This is a genomic window from Pseudomonas germanica (genome assembly GCF_019614655.1).
Classification (GTDB): Bacteria; Pseudomonadota; Gammaproteobacteria; order Pseudomonadales; family Pseudomonadaceae; genus Aquipseudomonas; species Aquipseudomonas neuropathica.
Genome location: NZ_CP071586.1, coordinates 873,330 through 894,509, shown reverse-complemented (window position 1 = coordinate 894,509; position 21,180 = coordinate 873,330). Strand labels below are relative to the sequence as shown.

Below are 21,180 nucleotides of genomic sequence, written 5' to 3'. Positions count from 1 at the left end.
GCAAGGAACGGTCAGACTAACGCAGCCACATGACGCGCGGATATACGAAAAATCCGCGTGTCGCGTAGGCCTTAGAAACGTCGCAAATCGATTGTCATCGGTAGCTCGTCACTGATTTCTATATTCGGTACAGGAAGTTTCCCCGGCGTGTGTCCGACGCGGAAGAATCGCGCCATCCGCCGGCTCTCGGCTTCGTTGGCATTGACCGGCAACGTCTCGTAATTGCGCCCGCCCGGATGCGCGACGTGGTACTGACAACCGCCCAGCGAGCGGCCCATCCAGGTGTCGAGCAGGTCGAACACCAGCGGTGCGTGCACGGGGATGGTCGGTTGCAAGCAGTTGGCCGGCTGCCATGCGCGGTAACGCACACCCGCGACAAACTCGCCAACCCGTCCGGTCGGATGCAACGGCACGGCGATGCCGTTACAGGTCAGCATATAGCGCTGCGGCGGCAGGCCTTTGAGCTTGACCTGCAAACGCTCCAGCGATGAGTCGACATAACGCACCGTGCCGCCAGCCGCGCCCTCCTCGCCCAGGACATGCCACGGTTCCAGCGCCTGACGCAGCTCCAGTTCGATGCCGTTGACGGCGTAATCGCCGACCTTGGGAAAACGAAACTCCAGATGCGCTGCGAACCATTCCGCGCGCAGCGGATAACCGGCGTTGTTCAGTTCGACGATGACATCGGCGAAATCCTGTTCGATAAAGTGCGGCAGCAGGAAACGGTCGTGCAGTTCAGTGCCCCAGCGCGCCAGTTTCGGCGGCGCATAAGGTTCGCGCCAGAAACGCGCGACCAGCGCCCGCAGCAACAACTGCTGGGCCAGGCTCATGCGCGCATGGGGCGGCATTTCAAAGGCACGCAGCTCAAGCAAGCCGAGACGCCCGGTGGCGCCGTCCGGTGAATACAGTTTGTCGATGCAGAACTCGGCACGGTGCGTATTGCCGGTGACGTCGATCAGCAGGTTGCGCAGCAGTCGATCAACCAGCCACGGCGCGCATTCCTCGCCCGGCTCCGGCATCTGCGCAAAAGCGATTTCCAGTTCATATAAAGCATCATTACGCGCCTCATCGACACGCGGCGCCTGAGACGTCGGGCCAATGAACAAGCCGGAAAACAGATACGACAACGATGGATGGTTGTGCCAGTAACTGATCAGGCTGCGCAGCAGATCCGGGCGGCGCAGAAACGGTGAGTCCGCCGGCGTCGCCCCACCGAGAACGAAATGGTTACCACCGCCGGTGCCGGTGTGACGACCGTCGATCATGAATTTCTCGGTGGTCAGGCGGGTCTGGCGCGCCTCTTCATAGAGAAATTCGGTGCGTTCGACCAACTCGTCCCAAGTCGCCGACGGCTGCACATTGACCTCGATCACACCCGGGTCCGGGGTGATGCGGAAATTGCTCAGACGCGGATCGCTCGGCGGCTCATAGCCTTCCAGCAGCACCGGGCAATGCAGCTCTTCGGCGGTGGCTTCGATGGCGGCCACCAGTTCCAGATAATCCTCAACCCGCTCCAGCGGCGGCATGAACAGGTACAAACGCCCCTCGCGGGCCTCGGCGCAAAACGCGGTGCGGGTCAGCCAGTCGGCGGATTCGTCGATTTTCGGCACGCGTTCGTCTGTCGTGGCAGGTTCGCCATGACTGTTGAGCTGCGCGGTTTCCGGCAACTCAGGCAAGTCTTGATTCGGATCCTGAGGATGAATGAACGGATACTCGGCGGCCTTCACCCACGGCTGCGACCCCAACGGCAGGCGATAGCCCAACGGCGAATCCCCCGGCACCAGTCGGCAATGCTCGTCACGCAGGTACCAGCGCCCGCTCTGCCATTGATCACCCTTGGCGGTGCGCGCCAGCGGCAATACCTGGCCGATCACCTTGTTCAGGCCCTGACTGAACACCTTGCGCAAGCGTGCGCGCTCAAGCGGTTCCTCAAGACGTGAATCTTCGGCGCTGACATTGCTCGGCAACGTGCCCTCGCGCCAGAGGTAGTAGAAATTGTCTTCGTAGGCCGGGAAGACAAAACGTGTAGGCAATTTCAGGCGCTCGGCGACACTGGCGAGGAAGCGTCCGGCCAACTCGCCATCCGCTCCGTAGTCCTGCTGCTCATCGGCGATCAGTGCGTTGTTGTGCCAGATCGGCACACCGTCGCGACGCCAATAGCAATTGAGCGACCAGCGCGGCAGTTGCTCGCCGGGATACCACTTGCCCTGGCCGAAATGCACCAGACCCTGCGGCGCGTAATGCTTGCGCATGCGCTGGAACAGTTCAGCGGAAAGTCGCCGCTTGGCCGGCCCCAGCGCGGCGGTGTTCCACTCGGCGCCATCCGGGTCATCGATGGAAACGAAGGTCGGCTCGCCGCCCATGGTCAGGCGCACGTCATCCGCCAGCAGATCGGCATCGATCTGCCGTCCCAGCGCCTGAATCGCCAGCCACTGCTCGTCGGTGTAGGGCTTGGTGACGCGCGGCGCCTCCCATATCCGCTCCACCGACATTTCATGGCTGAATTCACATTCGCACGGCTCGACCAAGCCACTGATCGGTGCCGCCGAGGACGGATCGGGACTACACGCCAAGGGGATATGCCCTTCGCCGGCGAACAGCCCGGACGTGGCGTCCAGGCCGATCCAGCCAGCGCCAGGCAGATACACCTCGCACCAGGCGTGCAGGTCAGTGAAATCGACTTCAGTGCCGGACGGGCCATCGAGGCTTTTCACGTCGGCGGTCAGTTGAATCAGATAACCGGAGACAAACCGCGCGGCCAACCCGAGGTTGCGCAGCAGTTGCACCAGCAACCACGCCGAATCGCGGCAGGAACCGGAGGCGTGTTCAAGGGTGTGTTCCGGGGTCTGCACGCCCGGCTCCATGCGAATCAGGTAGCCGATGTCTTCGCTCAAGCGCTGGTTGAGCGCCACAAGGAAGTCCACCGCCGGCAGCGGCGTGCGGTCGATGGCGTCCAGATAGGCTTTGAATTTCGGCGTCAGCGGCAGGGTTTCGAGGTACGGCGCCAGTTCCTTGCGCTCATCGGCGGCGTAGGAGAAAGGGATTTTCTCGGCGTAGGGTTCGAGGAAGAAGTCGAACGGGTTGAACACCGCCATTTCGGCGAGCAGATCGACTTCGATGCGCAACTCATTGGTTTTCTCGGGAAACACCAATCGCGCGAGGTAGTTGCCCTGCGGGTCTTGCTGCCAGTTGATGAAATGCTGCTCGGGCGAGACTTTCAGGGCATACGACAGAATCCGCGTGCGGCTGTGGGCGGCCGGGCGCAGACGTACGATCTGCGGGCCGAGTTCGACAGCGCGGTCATAGCGGTAATGCGTGACGTGATGCAATGCGACATGAATCGACACGGCGTGCCTCCTGCGAGCCTAAGCGTATTCGAAAGCGCGCAAAACTTATGCCATGCAGAGGCTTGGGCGCTTTCCCGGAATGCTTAGGGCAGTACAGCACCAAAATCGGGCGATGCGGGGAAATGGTTTGGGCTGATTGCACGTAAATGTTGCGAAGAGCCCCTCACCCTAACCCTCTCCCAGAGGGAGAGGGGACTGACCGAGTTGACTAAGCGAGCTACACCGACCTGAAACTTCGAGTCGAACTTCGATTTTGAAAAGCACAGCGATCTGCTCCCTTCCCTACCCCTCTCCCGGGGGGGGGGTAGGGAGGGGTGGCTGTTGGAGATACGCCGACCTGAAAGTCCTGAGTCGAACTCAAGTTTTGAAAAGCATGGAGATCTGCTCCCTTCCCCCTCGCCCCCTTGGGGGAGAGGGTTGGGGTGAGGGGGATGGATCTTGCGGCCTGCATAAATCCAACGGCAGAAACGCAAAACGCCAACCCGAAGGTTGGCGTTTTCTTTAGCGCGGTACGACCGGCTTACGGGTCGGCTTCGGCCCTTTGCCTTTCGCGGCGTCTTTACGCTCTTTCGCAGCCTGCTGGTTACGGGCAAACGCCGCCGCCTTGGCCTGCTCCCGCTTGTCCCAAGGGTTACCACCATCACTGGCACGTGGCGGCAAGCCAGTGTGCTGGGTGAGAATCTTGGTGGTCTTCTCTTTAGCGTCCTTCGCCACTTTATGGCTGCCGGCTGGCGTCGAGTTCTTACGACGGGCGCTCTGGTAGCTGTCGGTCGCCGGTTGATGGGTCGGGATCAACTGATCCTTGCCCGAACCGATCAGATCAGCGCGGCCCATGCGGATCAGCGCTTCACGCAGCATCGGCCAGCCTTTCGGGTCGTGATAACGCAAGAACGCCTTGTGCAGACGACGCTGCTCTTCGCTCTTGACGATGGTCACGCCGTCGCTCTTGTAGGTGACCTTGCGCAGCGGGTTCTTGCCCGAGTGGTACATCGCGGTGGCGGTGGCCATCGGCGACGGGTAGAACGCCTGCACCTGGTCGGCGCGGAAGCCGTTGCCCTTGAGCCACAGGGCCAGGTTCATCATGTCTTCGTCGGTGGTGCCTGGGTGGGCGGCGATGAAGTACGGAATCAGGTACTGCTCTTTGCCCGCTTCCTTGGTGTACTTCTCGAACATGCGCTTGAACTTGTCATAGCTGCCGATGCCCGGTTTCATCATCTGATTGAGCGGACCTTCCTCGGTGTGTTCCGGGGCGATCTTCAGGTAGCCACCGACGTGGTGGGTCACCAGCTCTTTGACGTACTCCGGCGATTCGACCGCGAGGTCGTAACGCAGGCCGGAGGCGATCAGAATCTTCTTCACACCCGGCAAAGCACGAGCACTGCGGTACAGCTGAATCAACGACGAGTGGTCGGTGTTCAAGTTCGGGCAGATGCCCGGGAACACGCAGGACGGCTTGCGGCACGCGGATTCGATTTCCGGTGTCTTGCAGGCGATGCGGTACATGTTCGCGGTCGGGCCGCCGAGGTCGGAAATGACGCCGGTGAAACCTGGCACCTTGTCGCGGATCTCTTCGATTTCGCGAATGATCGACTCTTCGGAACGGTTCTGGATGATCCGGCCTTCGTGTTCGGTGATCGAGCAGAAGGTGCAGCCACCGAAGCAGCCACGCATGATGTTCACCGAGAAACGGATCATGTCGTAGGCCGGGATCTTCTCCTTGCCGTACGCCGGGTGCGGGACACGGGCGTAAGGCATGCCGAACACGTAGTCCATTTCTTCAGTAGTCATCGGAATCGGCGGCGGGTTGAACCAGACGTCGACTTCACCGTGCTTCTGCACCAGCGCACGGGCGTTGCCCGGGTTGGTTTCGAGGTGCAGCACGCGGTTGGCGTGGGCATACAGAACGGCGTCGCCGCGCACCTTTTCTACCGATGGCAGGCGAATCACGGTCTTGTCACGGGTCATGCGCGGGCTGGCCAGGATCTGTACGACCTTGGCTTCCTGCGGATCGTCGACCGGACCTTTTTCCTGCTCGATGGCGCAGGCCTGGGTGTCCTGAGTGTTCACGTACGGGTTGATGATCTTGTCGACCTTGCCCGGACGGTCGATACGCGTCGAGTCGACTTCGTACCAGTCTTTCGGCGTATCGCGACGGATGAACGCGGTGCCGCGCACATCGGTGATGTCTTCGATCTTGTGCCCGTAGGACAGGCGCTGGGCGACTTCGACGATCGCGCGCTCGGCGTTGCCGTACAGCAGAATGTCGGCGCTGGCGTCGATCAGGATCGAGTTACGCACGCGATCCTGCCAGTAGTCGTAGTGGGCAATGCGGCGCAGGGACGCTTCGATGCCGCCGAGCACGATCGGCACGTGCTTGTAGGCTTCTTTGCAGCGCTGGCTGTAGACCAGGCTCGCGCGGTCCGGACGCTTGCCGGCCATGCCGCCGGGCGTATAGGCGTCGTCGGAACGGATTTTCTTGTCCGCGGTGTAGCGATTGATCATCGAGTCCATGTTGCCCGCCGCAACCCCGAAGAACAGGTTCGGCTCGCCGAGCTTCATGAAATCGTCTTTGGACTGCCAGTTCGGCTGGGCAATGATCCCGACACGGAAGCCCTGGGACTCCAGCAGCCGGCCAATGATCGCCATGCCAAACGACGGGTGATCGACGTAGGCATCACCGGTAACAATGATGATGTCGCACGAATCCCAGCCAAGCTGATCCATCTCCTCCCTGCTCATCGGCAGGAATGGCGCTGGCCCGAAACATTCGGCCCAATATTTTGGATAGTCAAATAACGGCTTGGCTGCTTGCATGTCGACGACCGGTGTTGAAGTGAAAATTCGCGGGCGCGGAATATAGCACAAAAAATAACCAATTCCGACGGCAATGGTCGGTTTCTCTTACAACCCGCGTCGAGCCTGCCAGATACCCCGTAACAGGCAAAAAAATCATCGTTCAAACTTAACATTCATCAGTCCGGTGCCTGCGCCGACTGATGTGGCAACCCTTCAAGGATGAAGCAATGTCACCCAAACAGCCCGCCAAGGGCAGCATCAAAGTCAAGACCCCAACCAGCCCGGATGCGCCGCAGCAAGGCAATACCGGGCGAGCGCCACGGACGGGGCCTGAACCGTCCCTGCCTGTCTCCTCTGCGACGCGTCCGGGCGGCACTCACGGCACTGCCAGCCCTGAGGTAACAAGACCGTCTCCCGTCGTCATCACGCACACAGCAACCGCCTCGGTGAAAACGGGCGCAACGGGAGCAAAATCGCTGGAGAGTTACCGTATCCCCGCACCTGACCGTTTGCCCCAGGCCAATACCGAGGGCTTGAGGATGTACAAGGGCCGCGAATACGTCGATGTCGCGCACGGCAGCATCGTGATGGTCGGCATCGATCCGCAGACCGGCCTCTACCGCGCCCAACTCGCAGCCGAGCGGGTTGCCAGTGGTCCGCTACTGCTGCGCGACGCCGACAGTGGCCTGTGGCATTCGCTCAAGGACGGTGACGCCGTGACCTTGATTGACCCTCACCTGCAGACGTTGCGCATGGATCTCGAACTCACACGCGCCAAGGCCGACAGCGACGGGTTATTGCGCCACGAGGGCCGACTGTACCTGTCCCTGCACACCCACGTTTATCAGGTCATGCACGATGTGAGTGCCTCCACGGCGACACAAAAAGCGTGGCGTATCGTCAACCCGAAAGACCCCGTGGCAACCGATATCGCAAATATCTACCGCGCCAGCCGCAGCGGCGAAACGCGGACTGTGCGGCGCGATGAGGGCAATCGCTGGGTTTATCATTTGCCAGAGCTGAAGGGAGGTATTCAGGACGCGGAGATTGCCCGCCTGAGTAAAGACACGTTGTTGCAGATGCATGAGCCTTTTCAAAAGGCCCACACGGAATTGACGAATTCGTCGGAGCGCCACAACACGCTCTGGGCAGAAACCCAGAAACTGCCGCAGGGCAGTGCAGAGCAAAACGCAAAACTGCTGAGCCTGGAAGTGCATTTGCTCAAGCATGTGCAAAAACAGGCGGATTTCGTAGAGTCGCTGGTGCTCAACAGAAAATGGCTGACCCTTGCGAAAGCCAGCGGGCTATTCAAGCAGGAACTGCAGACTTTCCGCATAGAACGCGCCGAATTTCTGAACCGCCTCATGGCGGCCATGGACCTGCGGGTCAAGCCTACCGTCTCCAGTCTGGATGCCGACAGTTGCAAGCGGATCATCCCTCACCTGAACAAGAAGCTGAGGTTTATCGAAGAACGTGAAGTGGTGTTGGCAGAAATCAGAAAAGCCGACCCGGGAGCGGCACCGATACTCGAAGAAATCAGGCAGCAAGTGCCGTCGCCCGAGCGCATCAACTTCAACAAGCTGACCCTCTACGTGCACCTGTATGCGGGCACGCCCGACCATTCGCCCAATACCACCATGCCGTCGCTTTCCTGCGTCGATCTGGTCACCGGAGACCTGAAAAACATTCCGCAACACGAGCACCCCATGGCACTGCTTTTGAGCCTGGATCAGATCAGGGCGGACAAATCACGATTTGAAATGCAACTGGCCACCCACGCTGACAGCGATGCCTCTCGGGCCGGGTACCTCAAGGAAATCCTAAGTTTGATCGACCCACTCGAGAGGCGAATCGATAACAGGCTCAGCGACATTCTGGAGTCGATCGGGCGCGACCGCGAACTGCCCAACATCGACCACGATATCGATTTTGACTTCCTTCCAACGCTCCCCGACCCTTCCGAAAGCTCCCGCCCGTTAACGCCCAGGAAAGTTTTCCGGGTCCGCCAACACGGTACTTACCGGGTTCTGGTCGGTGAAACGGAAACGGCTCAGGACGGCAATGTCATCGTCAGGGTTCCGGACCCGTTGCGCCCCGGCTCTCCATCCGCTCGCTACGAAAAAAGACAAGGCGAATGGTTGCCAGTGCGCCTGCCCATCACCAGTACACCCAGACCACAGCTGGTCGCCGAGGCCAACCGGTTACTGGCCGACGTCGAACAACACGTTGCCAAGGCCAGGGTGGACGAGGCGAGAAAAACCAATCCGACCGATATTGTCGAAGACCTGAGTAAAGAGACTGAACGACTGAACGAGCAGGCAAGGCGCCTGGAAAGCCATGAAGACGCGGACACCGAAATCCTCGACCTGGCTACGCGCTTGCGAAGCGCTGCCGAGTCACTGGACGCGCATGGCCAAAGTGTTCTGGTGCGCATGTACAAGAACAGGGACGTGCTCGACATCATGCGTTTGAACTATCTGATGGATGCCGACGAAGTCAGCGTGAGCAAAACCGTTGATCGCAAGCCATCGGGCAAAGGCAAGGGCAAGTCGTTTCTCGACGTTTATTCGATCACTGATCGCGCCGACGACGCCCCCTTGTGGGAGGCACATTTCCACTACGACCAACACGACGCCGCGCCGCTGAATTTCACCACAAGAGGCGGTCACCTCAAAACCCTCGAACAGAGCCGACGCGGCATCGAGTCTCAGCGCCGCGATGAACAGGCTGGCTTGCCGCACGTGGCCATCTGGCGCCAGACCTTCGATGGCAAGACCGCGAGCAAAATATTTGCACTGGCCAGCCCGGCTGGCGTGCCTTCCAGGCCTGAGTAAAGGACTCAGGGCCACACGATCAATCAGGCAATGACGCCGCCCCTGCCATCAGCTCCCGTTCAGGCGAACTGATGCGCAAACCTGCAAGGATAGAAAGACATGCCCGTTAAATCGCCCCCCAGAGGCAACAATTCCGGCAATCCCCCGGTTCGCCAAAACGCTGTGCCAGACGTGGACACCCCGCGCCTCGACCTGCCACCGCGCACAGATTTAGAGGTCTCGATACCCGGTGGGCAAACACCACGACCGGGCCGCTTACCAACGCCAGCCGATATCGACGCGATCGAGCCGGCTCCGAGCATCACCATTCATCGACCCGCGTTGCCGATTGAAAATCCGCGTGCGGCTAGCCAGTCCCTGGAACACTACTGGGTGCCTACGGCCAGCGGTTTGTCGGATCGCAACGCTGACGGCTTGAGAACGCACAAGGGCCGCCAATATGCCGATGTACCCGGCGGCATCGTGCTGCTCGGCAAAGATGCGCAAACAGGGCTGTATCGGGCCCGGCTGCCCAGCGAATCCAGCCCCTCGGGGCCCGTGCTACTGCGTGACTCCAGCGCGGGACTCTGGCATGAGCTGGAACACTTCGAGCCGATCGGTGTGCCATTGTCGAGCAGCCGCCTGGAAGCTTTCCGCACGCCACTGGATTTCAGCGGCATTCAAAGGGGCAGCGATGGCCTTCACCGGCTCAACGGTAAACTCTATGCGGTGATCGACAACCACAGTTATCAGGTTCTGCACGACACCGATGCCTCGACCCCGTCGACAGCGGTGATGCGTATCGTCCGTGCGCAAGATCCGGTGGCCAGCGACAGCACCAATACCTACATCGCTACACGCCCCGGGCGCTCGGAGCCGATCATTTACGATGCTCGCGAAGGCTGGCTGGGAACGGCGGTCGGGGGTGCCGGCGGCATGTTCCGCAGCGAGCCAGGCAGCCCCGCGCATCCTGGCCTGCTGCAACGGTTTGCCAGCGCGATCAATCATTTGCGCACGCCAGAGTCCCGCGCTCGAAAGCTCTTCCCGGCCCTCGACAGCGATGAGATCACCCGGCTTCTGCATTCGCACGGAGATGACGTCCGCGGCTATCTGTCCCAACGCGAGGCCAGTTACAGGGCGCTCAAGGCGGATCTCGCGTCCTGGATCAGGAAGACATCCTCGCAGGCCCCCAACGAAGCTGCACATCCCGCGGTGGAGCGTGCTGTCGAAGAAATAAAACGTTGCTGGAAGCGGCAGACGGGAACGACGCTGAAACTTGATTTGGGAGAGGCAATCCTTGCGCCGCTGACGGCTGATTTCAGCCATGTAAGAACTCTGGAGCTGAAAGCGGTCGCCTGGTCGGACACCGCCGATACCTTCCTTGGCAGTTTTCCCAACCTTGAGAAACTGTCGGTGACTCACTCCACCCTGGATAAGTTGCCGTCCGATATCGCGCCGATGACCGTTCTCAAGGCTCTGGAGCTGAGCTCGAACCGAATCCAGCTCAATGAGCAGGCAGCAGTAAAACTGGGCGCACTCAAGCAGCTTGAACACCTCGACCTGTCGAGCAACCCGCTTGGCAGAGTCCCGGACTTTCGCGGCATGTCGCAACTTCGGTCATTGAACCTGAGCAACACCGGACTGGATCACTGGCCCAGCGGTTTACGCGATCAGGTGGCACTGGACGTGGTCGACTTGCGCCATAACCAACTGCGCGAAATTCCACAGCCGATCCTTGACCCGTCAAACAATGAACTACTGGCGATCGCCCGTATCAACTCGGTCACCCTGATTGAAGGCAACCCCTTCCCGGCCGGTTACTGGCGAACGCTTGAGGTTTATTGGCGCCGCGTAGTGACCGACTATCCGGCGATGCGCACGGGCTCCCGCGCAGACGCGTTCAGACTGGATGGCGATATTCCCGAAGTGGCGATGGTGCGGCGTATGTATCCAGACAAGAATCCGCAAGCCGCCAGGGAATATTTGCTCGCCCTGGGTGATGGCGCCGAAGAGCAGATCGCGCGACGCATTGCCGGTTTCGAGTTACTGGAAACGCAACTGCAGGCCTACATCGCCGACAGCCAACCCGGCCCGGCCCAAGCCATGGGCCCGGAAAGAGTCAACGCTACCCGCCTGGCAAGAATCATCAGAGGCTGCTGGCTGGGCGAATCGGACGGCGTACTGAAACTGCCACCGCTGTACGGTCCATTACCCCTGTTAACCGTGGATTTCAGTCACATCAAATCCCTCAGTCTCGACTCGGTAACCTGGTCGGACACCGCCAATACGCTTCTGTCCAATTGCCCCAATCTGGAAAGCCTGACCATCGTTAACTCCGGCATCGATAAACTGCCGCAAAAAATCACCGAGATGGACAAACTCAACTATCTGGATCTGAGTTCAAACCAGATAAAACTGGATGAGCAAAGCGCTTTGGCACTCGGTGCATTGCACCAGTTGAAACAGATCGATCTGTCCAACAATCAACTGCGGGCAGTGCCCGACTTTAGCGCCATGTCCGGGTTGCAGGCATTGAACCTGAAAAACACGGGCCTCAGTCAGTGGCCTGCCGGGCTGCTCGACAAAACCGCTTTGAACCACCTGGACCTGCGCGACAATCGCTTGAGCGAGGTTCCCCAGGCCAATTTCAACCCGACACCCGAGACGCTGGCTGTCGTCGCGCGGATCAACAATGTCACGCGCCTTGAAGGCAACGACTTCCCCTCCGTGTACTGGCGAAAATTCGACGGCTACTGGCGACGCCTTAAAGAGTCTCACCCCGAGCTGATGGAGCCGGCCCATCCCGCCGTATTCGATAGCGAAGACTCCAGGGCGCAGCGTTATCGAAACCTGTTCCCGAGCAAAACCATCAAGGAGTGCAGGGAGTTCATCTGGAATCATGACAAAGGCACCGTGGCACCACGCTTGCTCGCGCTGGAACAAGAATTCGATCTTCTGAAAACCCAGCTCGACGACTGGGTCTTTTCCGGGGGCGGCAACCGCCTGCGTTACGTGCGTGCCAATCAGCTGCAAATCAACGCCACCACCCGTAATGACCGCACTGCAGCGCGGGATCGGATCATCAGTTGCTGGCGCCGCGAGACGGCGCAAAAACATGCTTTCGACGGCACACCGATCGGTCTGGAACTGGACTTGAGCGGCCTGACCTTGCCGACCCTGCCGGATCTGAGCATCGACTTCAGCCATGTGGGTTCACTCAGATTGAGCGGCATGAACCTGACGGAGTCACCGGAAGGCTTCCTCACCCGTTTTCGTCATGTGCGCTGGCTGGACATGTCGAACAATCGCCTCAGGGACTTGCCCCCGGCAGTAGGAGAAATGCACGGGATGACGCGCCTGTTCCTGCAGCACAACCAACTTGAACTCAATGCAGAAACGGCGCGGATACTGGCCGGACGCACAACGCTCAGAGCACTCTGGATCGACAACAATCCCCAACTCGGTGTGATGCCAGATTTCAGCCTGATCACCGATATGCGCGAGGTCACCCTGGCGAACACCGGCATCACGCAGTGGCCAACCGGGCTGTTTGATCAACCCCTGCTGACCCGGATCGATCTGAGCAACAATCAGATCACCACGATTCCTGACTTTGTCACTGCTCCGCCCCCGGAGCGCTTAGCGCATTCGGTCCAGGTGAACAGTGGCACGTTACTGACGAATAATCCGATTACCGATGAGACGCGGATACAAATGGGCGTTTATCGCAGACAACTGGACGAAGCCCAAACCGGGCTTCACAACAGATTCAACCTGTTCACAACGTCATTCCCCTTGGCACAACGCCCCATTGCAAGGGCAGCCGCAGACCCCGCTCCGATCTGGACCAGTGGACTACCCGCTGATCAAGCGATCGCCAGAAACACTCAATGGCGCACGTTGCGCGAGCAGCAAGGCTCAGACGGCTTCTTCAACATCCTCGCGAGCCGTGCGCACCATGCCGACTTCCGGCGCCAGGTCTGGGACGTGATCGATGTCATCAGCCAGGACAATCCACAGTCGCGAACCTTGCGTCGAGAACTGTTCGATCGCGCGTGCGAAGCCGGCTGCACTGACCTTGCCGCAGCCACCTTCACCGATCTGCAGGTCCTGGCCATGACTCACAAGGCGCGCATACAGGCCAGGCTCGATATGAATGGCGCCCCCTTGGTGGCGCTGTCCAAAGGATTGTTCCGGCTCAAACAGGTCGACGACATCGCAGCGGCAGAGATCGCTTCAAGCAGGGCGATCATTGACGATCCGGCAACCTCCCGGGAGCTGCGAAACAGCCACAACCTGCGCATACGCGATCCCCATGAAATGACCATGGCCTACCGCTTTGGTCTCAGGGATCGGCTGCAATTGCCGTTTCAGCCACAGGCACTCACGTTTATCGGCATGGCCGGCGTTACCCCGGCAATGCTGGATGCGGCGTATCGCAAAATTTCGACGCTGAATGGCTCGCCTGAAGAGTTTCAGGCGTTGGTGTCGATGAATTTCTGGCAGGACTTCATCATTCACAAATACCAGGCGCAATTCGATGCGAGTCGCCAGCCGTTTCAGGATCGGCAGGAAATTCTCGACAGCCAGTCATCACAAAGACTGCTGAGCGAAGCTCAATACAAATCGCAAACCGATGATGTGACGGCGCAGTTGGCGATCGTCGAAGCGACATTGATCCAAACGCTGACGCGGCAGGAATTGCAGCCTCGAACAACAATCGAGGCGGCTTCTGCCAACGTCACGCCCGCGCAGGAAACCCCGGTCGCGACTGGCGCGACGTTGTAATCGATACAGCGTCGCAGCAGGCCGATGAACTTCGGCCTGCTGTCACTCGTCGTCGTCGAAGTTGTAACTGCCCGGCGCGAGGTTTTCGAAGCGCGTGTATTTGCCGATAAAGGCCAGGCGGATAAAACCGATCGGGCCGTTACGCTGCTTGCCGATGATGATTTCGGCGATGCCTTTGTGTTCGGTTTCCGGGTGATAGACCTCGTCGCGGTACACGAACATGATCACGTCGGCGTCCTGCTCGATCGCTCCGGATTCGCGCAAGTCGGAGTTCACCGGGCGCTTGTTGGGACGCTGTTCGAGGGAACGGTTGAGCTGCGACAGCGCCACCACCGGGCAGTTGAATTCCTTGGCCAGCGCTTTCAGGGATCGCGAGATTTCGGAAATTTCGTTGGTGCGGTTGTCACCGCTGGAACCGGGGATCTGCATCAGTTGCAGGTAGTCGATCATGATCAGGCCGACATCACCGTGTTCACGCACCAGACGTCGGGTCCGCGCACGCATTTCCGACGGACTGATGCCGGCAGTGTCATCGATGAACAGCTTGCGGTCGTTGAGCAGGTTGACCGCCGAAGTCAGGCGCGGCCAGTCATCGTCTTCCAATTGGCCGGAACGCACTTTGGTCTGGTCGATGCGCCCAAGCGAGGAGAGCATACGCATGATCAGCGATTCGCCTGGCATCTCGAGGGAGTACACCAGAACCGCCTTCTCGCTGCGCAACACGGCGTTTTCCACCAGGTTCATCGCGAAGGTGGTTTTACCCATCGACGGACGGCCGGCGACGATGATCAAGTCGGACGGTTGCAGGCCACTGGTCTTCTCGTCGAGGTCGGTGTAGCCGGTGGACAGGCCTGTGATGGCGTTGTCGGTGTTGAACAGGGTGTCGATGCGATCAATGGCCTTGGTAAGCAAGTCATTCACACCTACCGGGCCGCCGGTTTTTGGCCGGGCCTCGGCAATCTGGAAGATCTGGCGTTCGGCTTCGTCGAGAATCTCGGCGGCGGTGCGGCCTTCGGGGTTGAAGGCGCTGTCGGCGATTTCGGTGCTGATGCCGATCAACTGGCGCAACGTCGCTCGCTCACGAACGATCTGCGCATAGGCCTTGATGTTGGCGACGGACGGCGTGTTTTTCGCCAGTTCACCGAGGTAACCGAGGCCACCGACCTGCGAGGTCTGGCCTTCCTTGTCCAGTTGTTCAGACAGGGTCACGACGTCGATCGGCATGTTCTGATCGGCCAGCTTGGCGATCGCACGGAAAATCAGACGGTGGTCATGTCGATAGAAATCGCCGTCGGAGACTTGATCGAGCACGCGTTCCCAGGCGTTGTTGTCCAGCATCAGACCACCGAGTACAGCCTGTTCGGCCTCGATGGAATGCGGCGGCACCTTCAGGGCAGCGGTTTGCAGATCGTATTGCTCGGGAGCGGAGATATCGTTCATGGCCACTTGTGTAATTTGGAAAAACAGGGAGTTCAGAAAGACAAAGGGCACGACCTGTAAACAGGATCGTGCCCGATGTTAACCGTCTGACGGACAAGCCGCCAGCCGATCAGGTGTTACTTAAGCTGCTACCACGACAACGCGTACGGTGGCTTCAACTTCGGCGTGCAGGTGCACAGCCACGTCGAATTCACCCACGTTGCGGATGGTGCCGTTCGGCAGACGAACTTCGCTTTTCGCAACTTCAACGCCGGAGGCGGTCAGTGCGTCAGCGATGTCGTGAGTACCGATCGAACCGAACAGCTTGCCTTCGTCGCCAGCGGTGGCAGTGATGGTCACTTCCAGCTCGGCCAGTTGGGCAGCACGGCTTTCAGCCGATGCTTTACGGTCTGCGGCAGCTTTTTCCAGCTCAGCACGACGCTCTTCAAACGCAGCCAGGTTGGCAGCAGTTGCAGCGGTAGCTTTGCCGAAAGGCAGCAGGTAGTTACGGCCGTAACCGGCCTTAACGTTTACTTTGTCGCCCAGGTTGCCCAGGTTGGCGATTTTTTCCAGAAGGATCAGTTGCATGTGGAAATCCTCTTAACTTTTAACCTTCACCGTTCGCGTTATCGGTGTCTTTCGACACGTGACGACCGCGAAAATCAATCAGGCTGTCGACAATGGCCAGGACCACGAGCAACGGATAGATCAGCTGCATGAACAACAGCAGCGTGACGTACAACCCCACCAGCCAGAAACCGGCCAGTCGCTTCTGCCCGACCAGCCCGTGAATCAGGGCGAGTCCGGCGAACACCAGCGGTACACTGCACAACGGCGTCAACATGGCCATCTGTGCACCGAGATTCGGGCCCAGAAGCATCAACGCCAGCAGCAACATCGCCGGCCCCAGCGGGATCCGGATGGCGCGAAACTCGCGACCAAAACCACCCGGGTTGTACAACAACGCCTGCCAATGCCGCCCGACAATCAGGCTCAGCACGCTGACGATCTGCAACAGCGCCGCAATCAGTCCGGTCAGGACCGGTGCAATCAGGGACGCGAAACGCGCTTGCTCATCGACCGACAATTGCTTGTAGGTTTCACCAAGAAGCGCCGGCATGACCTTTATCAAGGCCTGCGCGAGCATCTCGATCTGGGCCGCAAACGCTGCCCCGAGCACCACCGAAAACACCACTCCAATCACTACGCTGACCAGCAGCGTGCGGACCCAGGATTCACTTGCGCGCAAAACCAACGCAAGCCCCGAAGACCCCAGCAGCACCAGAAGTGCCCGTGGGTCATCGGCATACAGCCACCAGATCAACGCCGGCAGCAGCCCCAGAGACAGAACACCCAGGGCGTCCGTCAGTCCGCGCCGCAGCAGCACAAGGCTCCCCGCGGCAGCACCCAACCAATACAACAACGGCAATGTTGCACATCCGGCCACCACGAGAGTGGCCTGCATACGGCCTCGCATGATGAACTCAGCTAAGGCACGCATGCATTCAATCCTTTGCTACTTGTCGACTGCCCGGTCTCAGCGGCCGTGGCTGTCGGTGTAGGCCAGCAGGGCCAGGAAGCGGGCGCGCTTGATAGCGGTGGCCAGCTGACGCTGATAACGAGCTTTGGTACCGGTGATGCGGCTTGGAACGATTTTGCCGGTCTCGGATACGTAGGCTTTCAGAGTGTTGAGATCTTTGTAATCGATCTCTTTCACGTCTTCAGCGGTGAAGCGGCAGAATTTACGACGACGGAAGAAACGTGCCATTTGATAGGCTCCTTAATAAGGTCCGTGGATTACTCGTCAGCGTTATCGCTGTTGTCGCTGTCATCACTATCGGTGCCTTCGGCGCCTTCGTGCTCAGGACGGTCGCGACGCTCACGGCGCTCACTGCGGTTTTCTTCAGCCTTGAGCATCTCGGACTGGCCGGTAACGGCTTCGTCGCGACGGATGACCAGGTTACGGATCACTGCATCGTTGTAGCGGAAGTTGTCTTCCAGCTCGGCCAGGGCCTTGCCAGTGCACTCAACGTTCAGCATCACGTAGTGAGCCTTGTGAACATTGTTGATTGCGTAGGCCAGTTGACGACGGCCCCAATCTTCCAGACGGTGGATTTTGCCGCCGTCTTCTTCGATCAGCTTGGTGTAACGCTCAACCATGCCGCCGACTTGCTCGCTTTGATCCGGGTGGACCAAAAAGATGATTTCGTAATGACGCATGAATGCTCCTTACGGGTTGTAGCCTGCCGCTCAAAAACGGTCAGACAAGGAGTGAATGACACTTATGGACTTGCTGGCGCGGGGCACATGCGTGCCTGCCGTCACAGCAAGGGGCGCAATTGTAGAGAAGGGACAGAAGAGGTGCAAGGCAATTGGTGATTATTTGAACAATCACCGATCTTCGCCTTCCCACAAAACAATGTAGGAGTGAGCCTGCTCGCGATGATGGGGCAACATTCAACTTTGATGCTGAATGTTGCACCGCTATCGCGAGCAGGCTCACTCCTACAAGGGATTTGCAGCAGATCAGGATTTCTTGGCAGTAGCCTTGGCTTTTGCACCGCGCTGACGCTGCGCTTCGAACAGGCACACGCCCGTCGCAACCGAGACGTTGAGGCTGCTGACGCTACCGGCCATCGGCAGCTTCACCAGATAGTCGCAGTGCTCGCGGGTCAGGCGACGCATGCCTTTGCCTTCAGCGCCCATGATCAGAATGGTCGGGCCAGTCAGGTCCTGGTCATAAATGCTGACCTCAGCCTCCCCCGCAGTACCGACAATCCACAGACCGCGCTGCTGAAGTTTTTCCAGGGTGCGAGCGAGGTTGGTCACGGCAACCAATGGAATCACTTCCGCCGCGCCGCAAGCGACTTTACGCACGACCGGCGTCAGGGTCGCCGACTTGTCTTTCGGCACGATCACCGCGAGCGCACCGGCCGCATCCGCCGAACGCAGGCAAGCACCAAGGTTGTGCGGATCGGTCACGCCGTCGAGCACCAGTAACAGCGGCGCGCCTTCAGTGCGATCGAGCAGCTCGTCGAGCATGGCTTCGCCCCAGACCTGGCTCGGGCTTACTTCCGCGACCACACCCTGGTGCACGCCTTCAACCCAGGCGTCCATTTCGCGACGCTCGGCCTGGCCGACCTGAACACGGTTTTCGTTGGCCAGCTCAACCAGGGTCTGCACGCGCGGATCGTTGCGGCTTTCCGCCAGCCAGATCTGCTTGACGCGTTTCGGGTGGTGACGCAGCAACGCTTCTACCGCGTGAACGCCGTAGATTTTTTCCAACTGACTCATGACTTCGCCTTCGGTTTACGTGCCCCGCCACTTTTGGCTGGAGCGGAGCCCGCTTTTGGCGGCCCCTTACGGTGTTTGCTCGGTTTCGCTGGCTTGCCGCCGGAGGCCTTTTCAGGCGCCGACCGTCCGGTCTTTCCCCCGGACGCCGCTTTACCACCGTTTTTAGCGTCGGAAAGCAGAGCCTTCTTCATTTCACGGCTTTTGCGCAGCTCGGCGTTTTTCGCCACGGCGTCGCTTGGGCGATAGGCTTCTGCCGCTTTTTCCTTGGCCGGACGACGGCTGGCGGATTTAGCCGGAGCCTTTTCTTCCGAAGCCTTGGCAGCAGGCGCAGCGGTTTCAGCACCACGCTTTTTGCGACCGATCGGCGCGCTGATGGTTTTTTCAGCCATCTCGAAGTCAATCTTGCGCTCGTCGAGGTCAACGCGCATCACGCGCACTTCAACGGTATCGCCAAGACGGAAGCTGCGACCGGTGCGCTCGCCCGCCAGGCGGTGATGCACAGGATCGAAGTGGTAGTAATCGCCCGGCAGCGCCGTGACGTGGACCAGACCTTCGACGTAGATATCGGTCAGCTCAACGAACAGGCCAAAACCGGTGACCGCTGTGATCACACCCGGGAACGACTCGCCCACGCGGTCTTTCATGAACTCGCACTTGAGCCAGTTCACCACATCGCGGGTGGCTTCATCGGCACGGCGCTCGCTCATCGAGCACTGCTCGCCGAGCTGCTCCAGCGCCGCCTCGTCGTACGGATAGATGCGCGCCTTCGGAATGGTCATCGCCCCGGCACGGCGAACGTGCGGAGTGTCCTGTTTCGAATGGATCACGCTGCGGATCGCGCGGTGCGTCAGCAGGTCCGGGTAACGACGGATCGGCGAAGTGAAGTGGGTATAGGCTTCATAATTCAGGCCGAAGTGGCCCTGATTATCAGCGCTGTACACCGCCTGACTCAGCGAGCGCAGCATCACGGTCTGGATCAGGTGGAAATCCGGACGATCCTTGATGCTTGCCAGCAACGCCTGATAATCCTTCGGCGACGGACCGTCCTTGCCTTTGTGCAGGGACAGGCCGAGTTCGCCAAGGAAGGCACGGAGTTTTTCCAGACGCTCCGGTGGCGGACCATCGTGGACGCGGTACAGCGCAGGAATTTCGTGCTTCTTGAGGAATTCGGCGGTGGCCACGTTGGCCGCCAGCATGCATTCCTCGATCAGCTTGTGCGCGTCGTTACGGGTGGTCGGACGGATTTCGGCAATCTTGCGCTCGGTACCGAAGATGATTCGGGTTTCCTGCGTTTCGAAATCGATCGCGCCACGTACGTGACGAGCAGCCAGCAGCACCTTGTACAGCGCATAAAGCTGTTTGAGGTGCGGCAGAACGTCGTTGTACTCACCGCGAAGCTGACGCGCTTCGGTGATTTTCGGTGTTTCCAGCATCGCACTGACTTTGTTGTAGGTCAGACGCGCGTGGGAATGGATCACCGCTTCATAGAAGCAGTAGTCGGTCATTTCGCCGGACTTGGAGATGGTCATCTCGCAAACCATGGCCAGACGATCAACATGCGGATTCAGCGAGCACAGGCCGTTGGACAGTTGCTCAGGCAGCATTGGCACCACGCGCTCAGGGAAGTACACCGAGTTGCCGCGTACCTGGGCTTCGTTGTCCAGCGCCGAGCCGATCTTCACGTAGCTGGAAACGTCAGCAATCGCCACGTACAACTTCCAGCCGCCGGAGAACAGGCGCAGCTTGCCCGGCTTGGCTTCGCAATAAACCGCATCGTCGAAGTCGCGGGCGTCTTCGCCGTCGATGGTGACGAACGGCAGATGGCGCAGGTCGACGCGCTTCTCTTTGTCTTTTTCTTCAACTTCCGGCTTGAGCTTGGCCGCTTCTTTCAGAACGGCTTCGGGCCAGACGTGCGGAATGTCGTAGGTGCGCAGGGCGACATCGATTTCCATGCCCGGCGCCATGTAGTTGCCGACCACTTCGACCACATCGCCTTGCGGCTGGAAGCGCGGCGTCGGCCAGTGGGTGATTTTCACCTCGACGAACTGACCGATCTGCGCGTTGGCGTTGCGGCCCGGGGTGACCAGCACTTCCTGCTGGATCTTCGGGTTGTCCGCGACGACGAAGCCGATGCCGCCCTCTTCGAAGTAGCGGCCGACGATGGTTTCGTGAGCACGGGACACCACTTCAACGATCACGCCTTCACGGCGACCGCGACGGTCGAGACCGGACACACGCGCCAGCGCACGGTCGCCATCGAACACCAGACGCATTTGCGCGGGGCTCATGAACAGGTCGTCGCTGCCGTCATCCGGCACCAGGAAGCCAAAACCGTCACGGTGACCGCTGATGCGGCCGAGGATCAGGTCGAGCTTGTCGACCGGCGCGTAAGTGCCACGGCGGGTGTAGATCAGTTGGGCGTCGCGCTCCATGGCGCGAAGGCGGCGGCGCAGGGCTTCGATCTGGTCTTCTGTGGTCAGACCAAACTCTTCGACCAGTTGCTCGCGGGCAGCAGGCGAACCCCGATCGGCGAGGTGCGCCAGGATCAGTTCGCGGCTAGGAATAGGGTTTTCATATTTTTCCGCTTCACGAGCGGCCTCGGGATCGAGGGACTGCCAATCGGCCATTAGAGAGTTTTCACCTTGTCTATATGCGGGTTAGTTTGGCATAGGCGCCATGAAACGGGAAATTTCCGACTATATAAGGCCCTTATGAGGGTCTGT

Annotated in this window: 11 protein-coding genes; 2 read left to right on the top strand and 9 right to left on the bottom strand. The window is 59.6% G+C overall.

Going from position 1 to position 21,180, the window contains the following annotated elements; all coding sequences use genetic code 11:
* Positions 1 to 71 precede the first annotated feature (71 nt).
* Positions 72 to 3,347: a transglutaminase family protein gene (locus tag J0G10_RS03830; protein ID WP_220557492.1), complete on the bottom strand. Its 3,276-nt coding sequence runs from the start codon at positions 3,345 to 3,347 to the stop codon at positions 72 to 74.
* Positions 3,348 to 3,848: 501 nt separating this feature from the next.
* Positions 3,849 to 6,161 carry a YgiQ family radical SAM protein gene (locus tag J0G10_RS03825; RefSeq protein ID WP_095047306.1) on the bottom strand — a complete coding sequence of 771 codons (2,313 nt, stop codon included), beginning with the start codon at positions 6,159 to 6,161 and terminating at the stop codon, positions 3,849 to 3,851.
* Positions 6,162 to 6,370: 209 nt separating this feature from the next.
* Between J0G10_RS03825 and J0G10_RS03820 the strand changes: the two genes are divergently transcribed.
* Positions 6,371 to 8,977 carry a hypothetical protein gene (locus tag J0G10_RS03820; RefSeq protein WP_245398018.1) on the top strand — a complete coding sequence of 869 codons (2,607 nt, stop codon included), beginning with the start codon at positions 6,371 to 6,373 and terminating at the stop codon, positions 8,975 to 8,977.
* A gap of 99 nt (positions 8,978 to 9,076) precedes the next feature.
* Positions 9,077 to 13,744 (top strand): NEL-type E3 ubiquitin ligase domain-containing protein, encoded by a 4,668-nt coding sequence (locus J0G10_RS03815; RefSeq protein ID WP_245398017.1) that lies wholly within the window; start codon positions 9,077 to 9,079, stop codon positions 13,742 to 13,744.
* 42 nt (positions 13,745 to 13,786) lie between these two features.
* Here J0G10_RS03815 and dnaB read toward each other — a convergent pair whose 3' ends face one another.
* The 7 genes from dnaB to rnr all read right to left on the bottom strand — a co-directional run bounded on the left by dnaB (position 13,787) and on the right by rnr (position 21,084).
* Positions 13,787 to 15,184, bottom strand: coding sequence for a replicative DNA helicase (gene dnaB, locus J0G10_RS03810; protein WP_007915846.1), 1,398 nt, complete (start codon positions 15,182 to 15,184; stop codon positions 13,787 to 13,789).
* Between the two features lie 120 nt (positions 15,185 to 15,304).
* Positions 15,305 to 15,751, bottom strand: coding sequence for a 50S ribosomal protein L9 (gene rplI, locus J0G10_RS03805; RefSeq protein WP_003186385.1), 447 nt, complete (start codon positions 15,749 to 15,751; stop codon positions 15,305 to 15,307).
* 19 nt (positions 15,752 to 15,770) lie between these two features.
* On the bottom strand, positions 15,771 to 16,664 hold the full coding sequence (locus J0G10_RS03800) for a hypothetical protein (protein WP_016983782.1): 894 nt from the start codon (positions 16,662 to 16,664) through the stop codon (positions 15,771 to 15,773).
* A 36-nt stretch (positions 16,665 to 16,700) separates the two neighbouring features.
* Complete coding sequence (rpsR, locus tag J0G10_RS03795; protein ID WP_002551829.1) at positions 16,701 to 16,931, bottom strand: 30S ribosomal protein S18; 231 nt, start codon at positions 16,929 to 16,931, stop codon at positions 16,701 to 16,703.
* Between the two features lie 29 nt (positions 16,932 to 16,960).
* Positions 16,961 to 17,383 carry a 30S ribosomal protein S6 gene (gene rpsF / locus J0G10_RS03790; RefSeq protein WP_016771938.1) on the bottom strand — a complete coding sequence of 141 codons (423 nt, stop codon included), beginning with the start codon at positions 17,381 to 17,383 and terminating at the stop codon, positions 16,961 to 16,963.
* Between the two features lie 306 nt (positions 17,384 to 17,689).
* Positions 17,690 to 18,457, bottom strand: a complete 768-nt coding sequence (rlmB, locus tag J0G10_RS03785) for a 23S rRNA (guanosine(2251)-2'-O)-methyltransferase RlmB (protein ID WP_095047304.1) — start codon at positions 18,455 to 18,457, stop codon at positions 17,690 to 17,692.
* The gene (rnr, locus tag J0G10_RS03780) at positions 18,454 to 21,084 is read right to left on the bottom strand and encodes a ribonuclease R (RefSeq protein ID WP_095047303.1); all 2,631 of its coding nucleotides are present in this window, start codon (positions 21,082 to 21,084) and stop codon (positions 18,454 to 18,456) included. Before rnr ends, rlmB begins: the two co-directional genes overlap by 4 nt.
* Between the last annotated feature and the right edge of the window lie 96 nt (positions 21,085 to 21,180).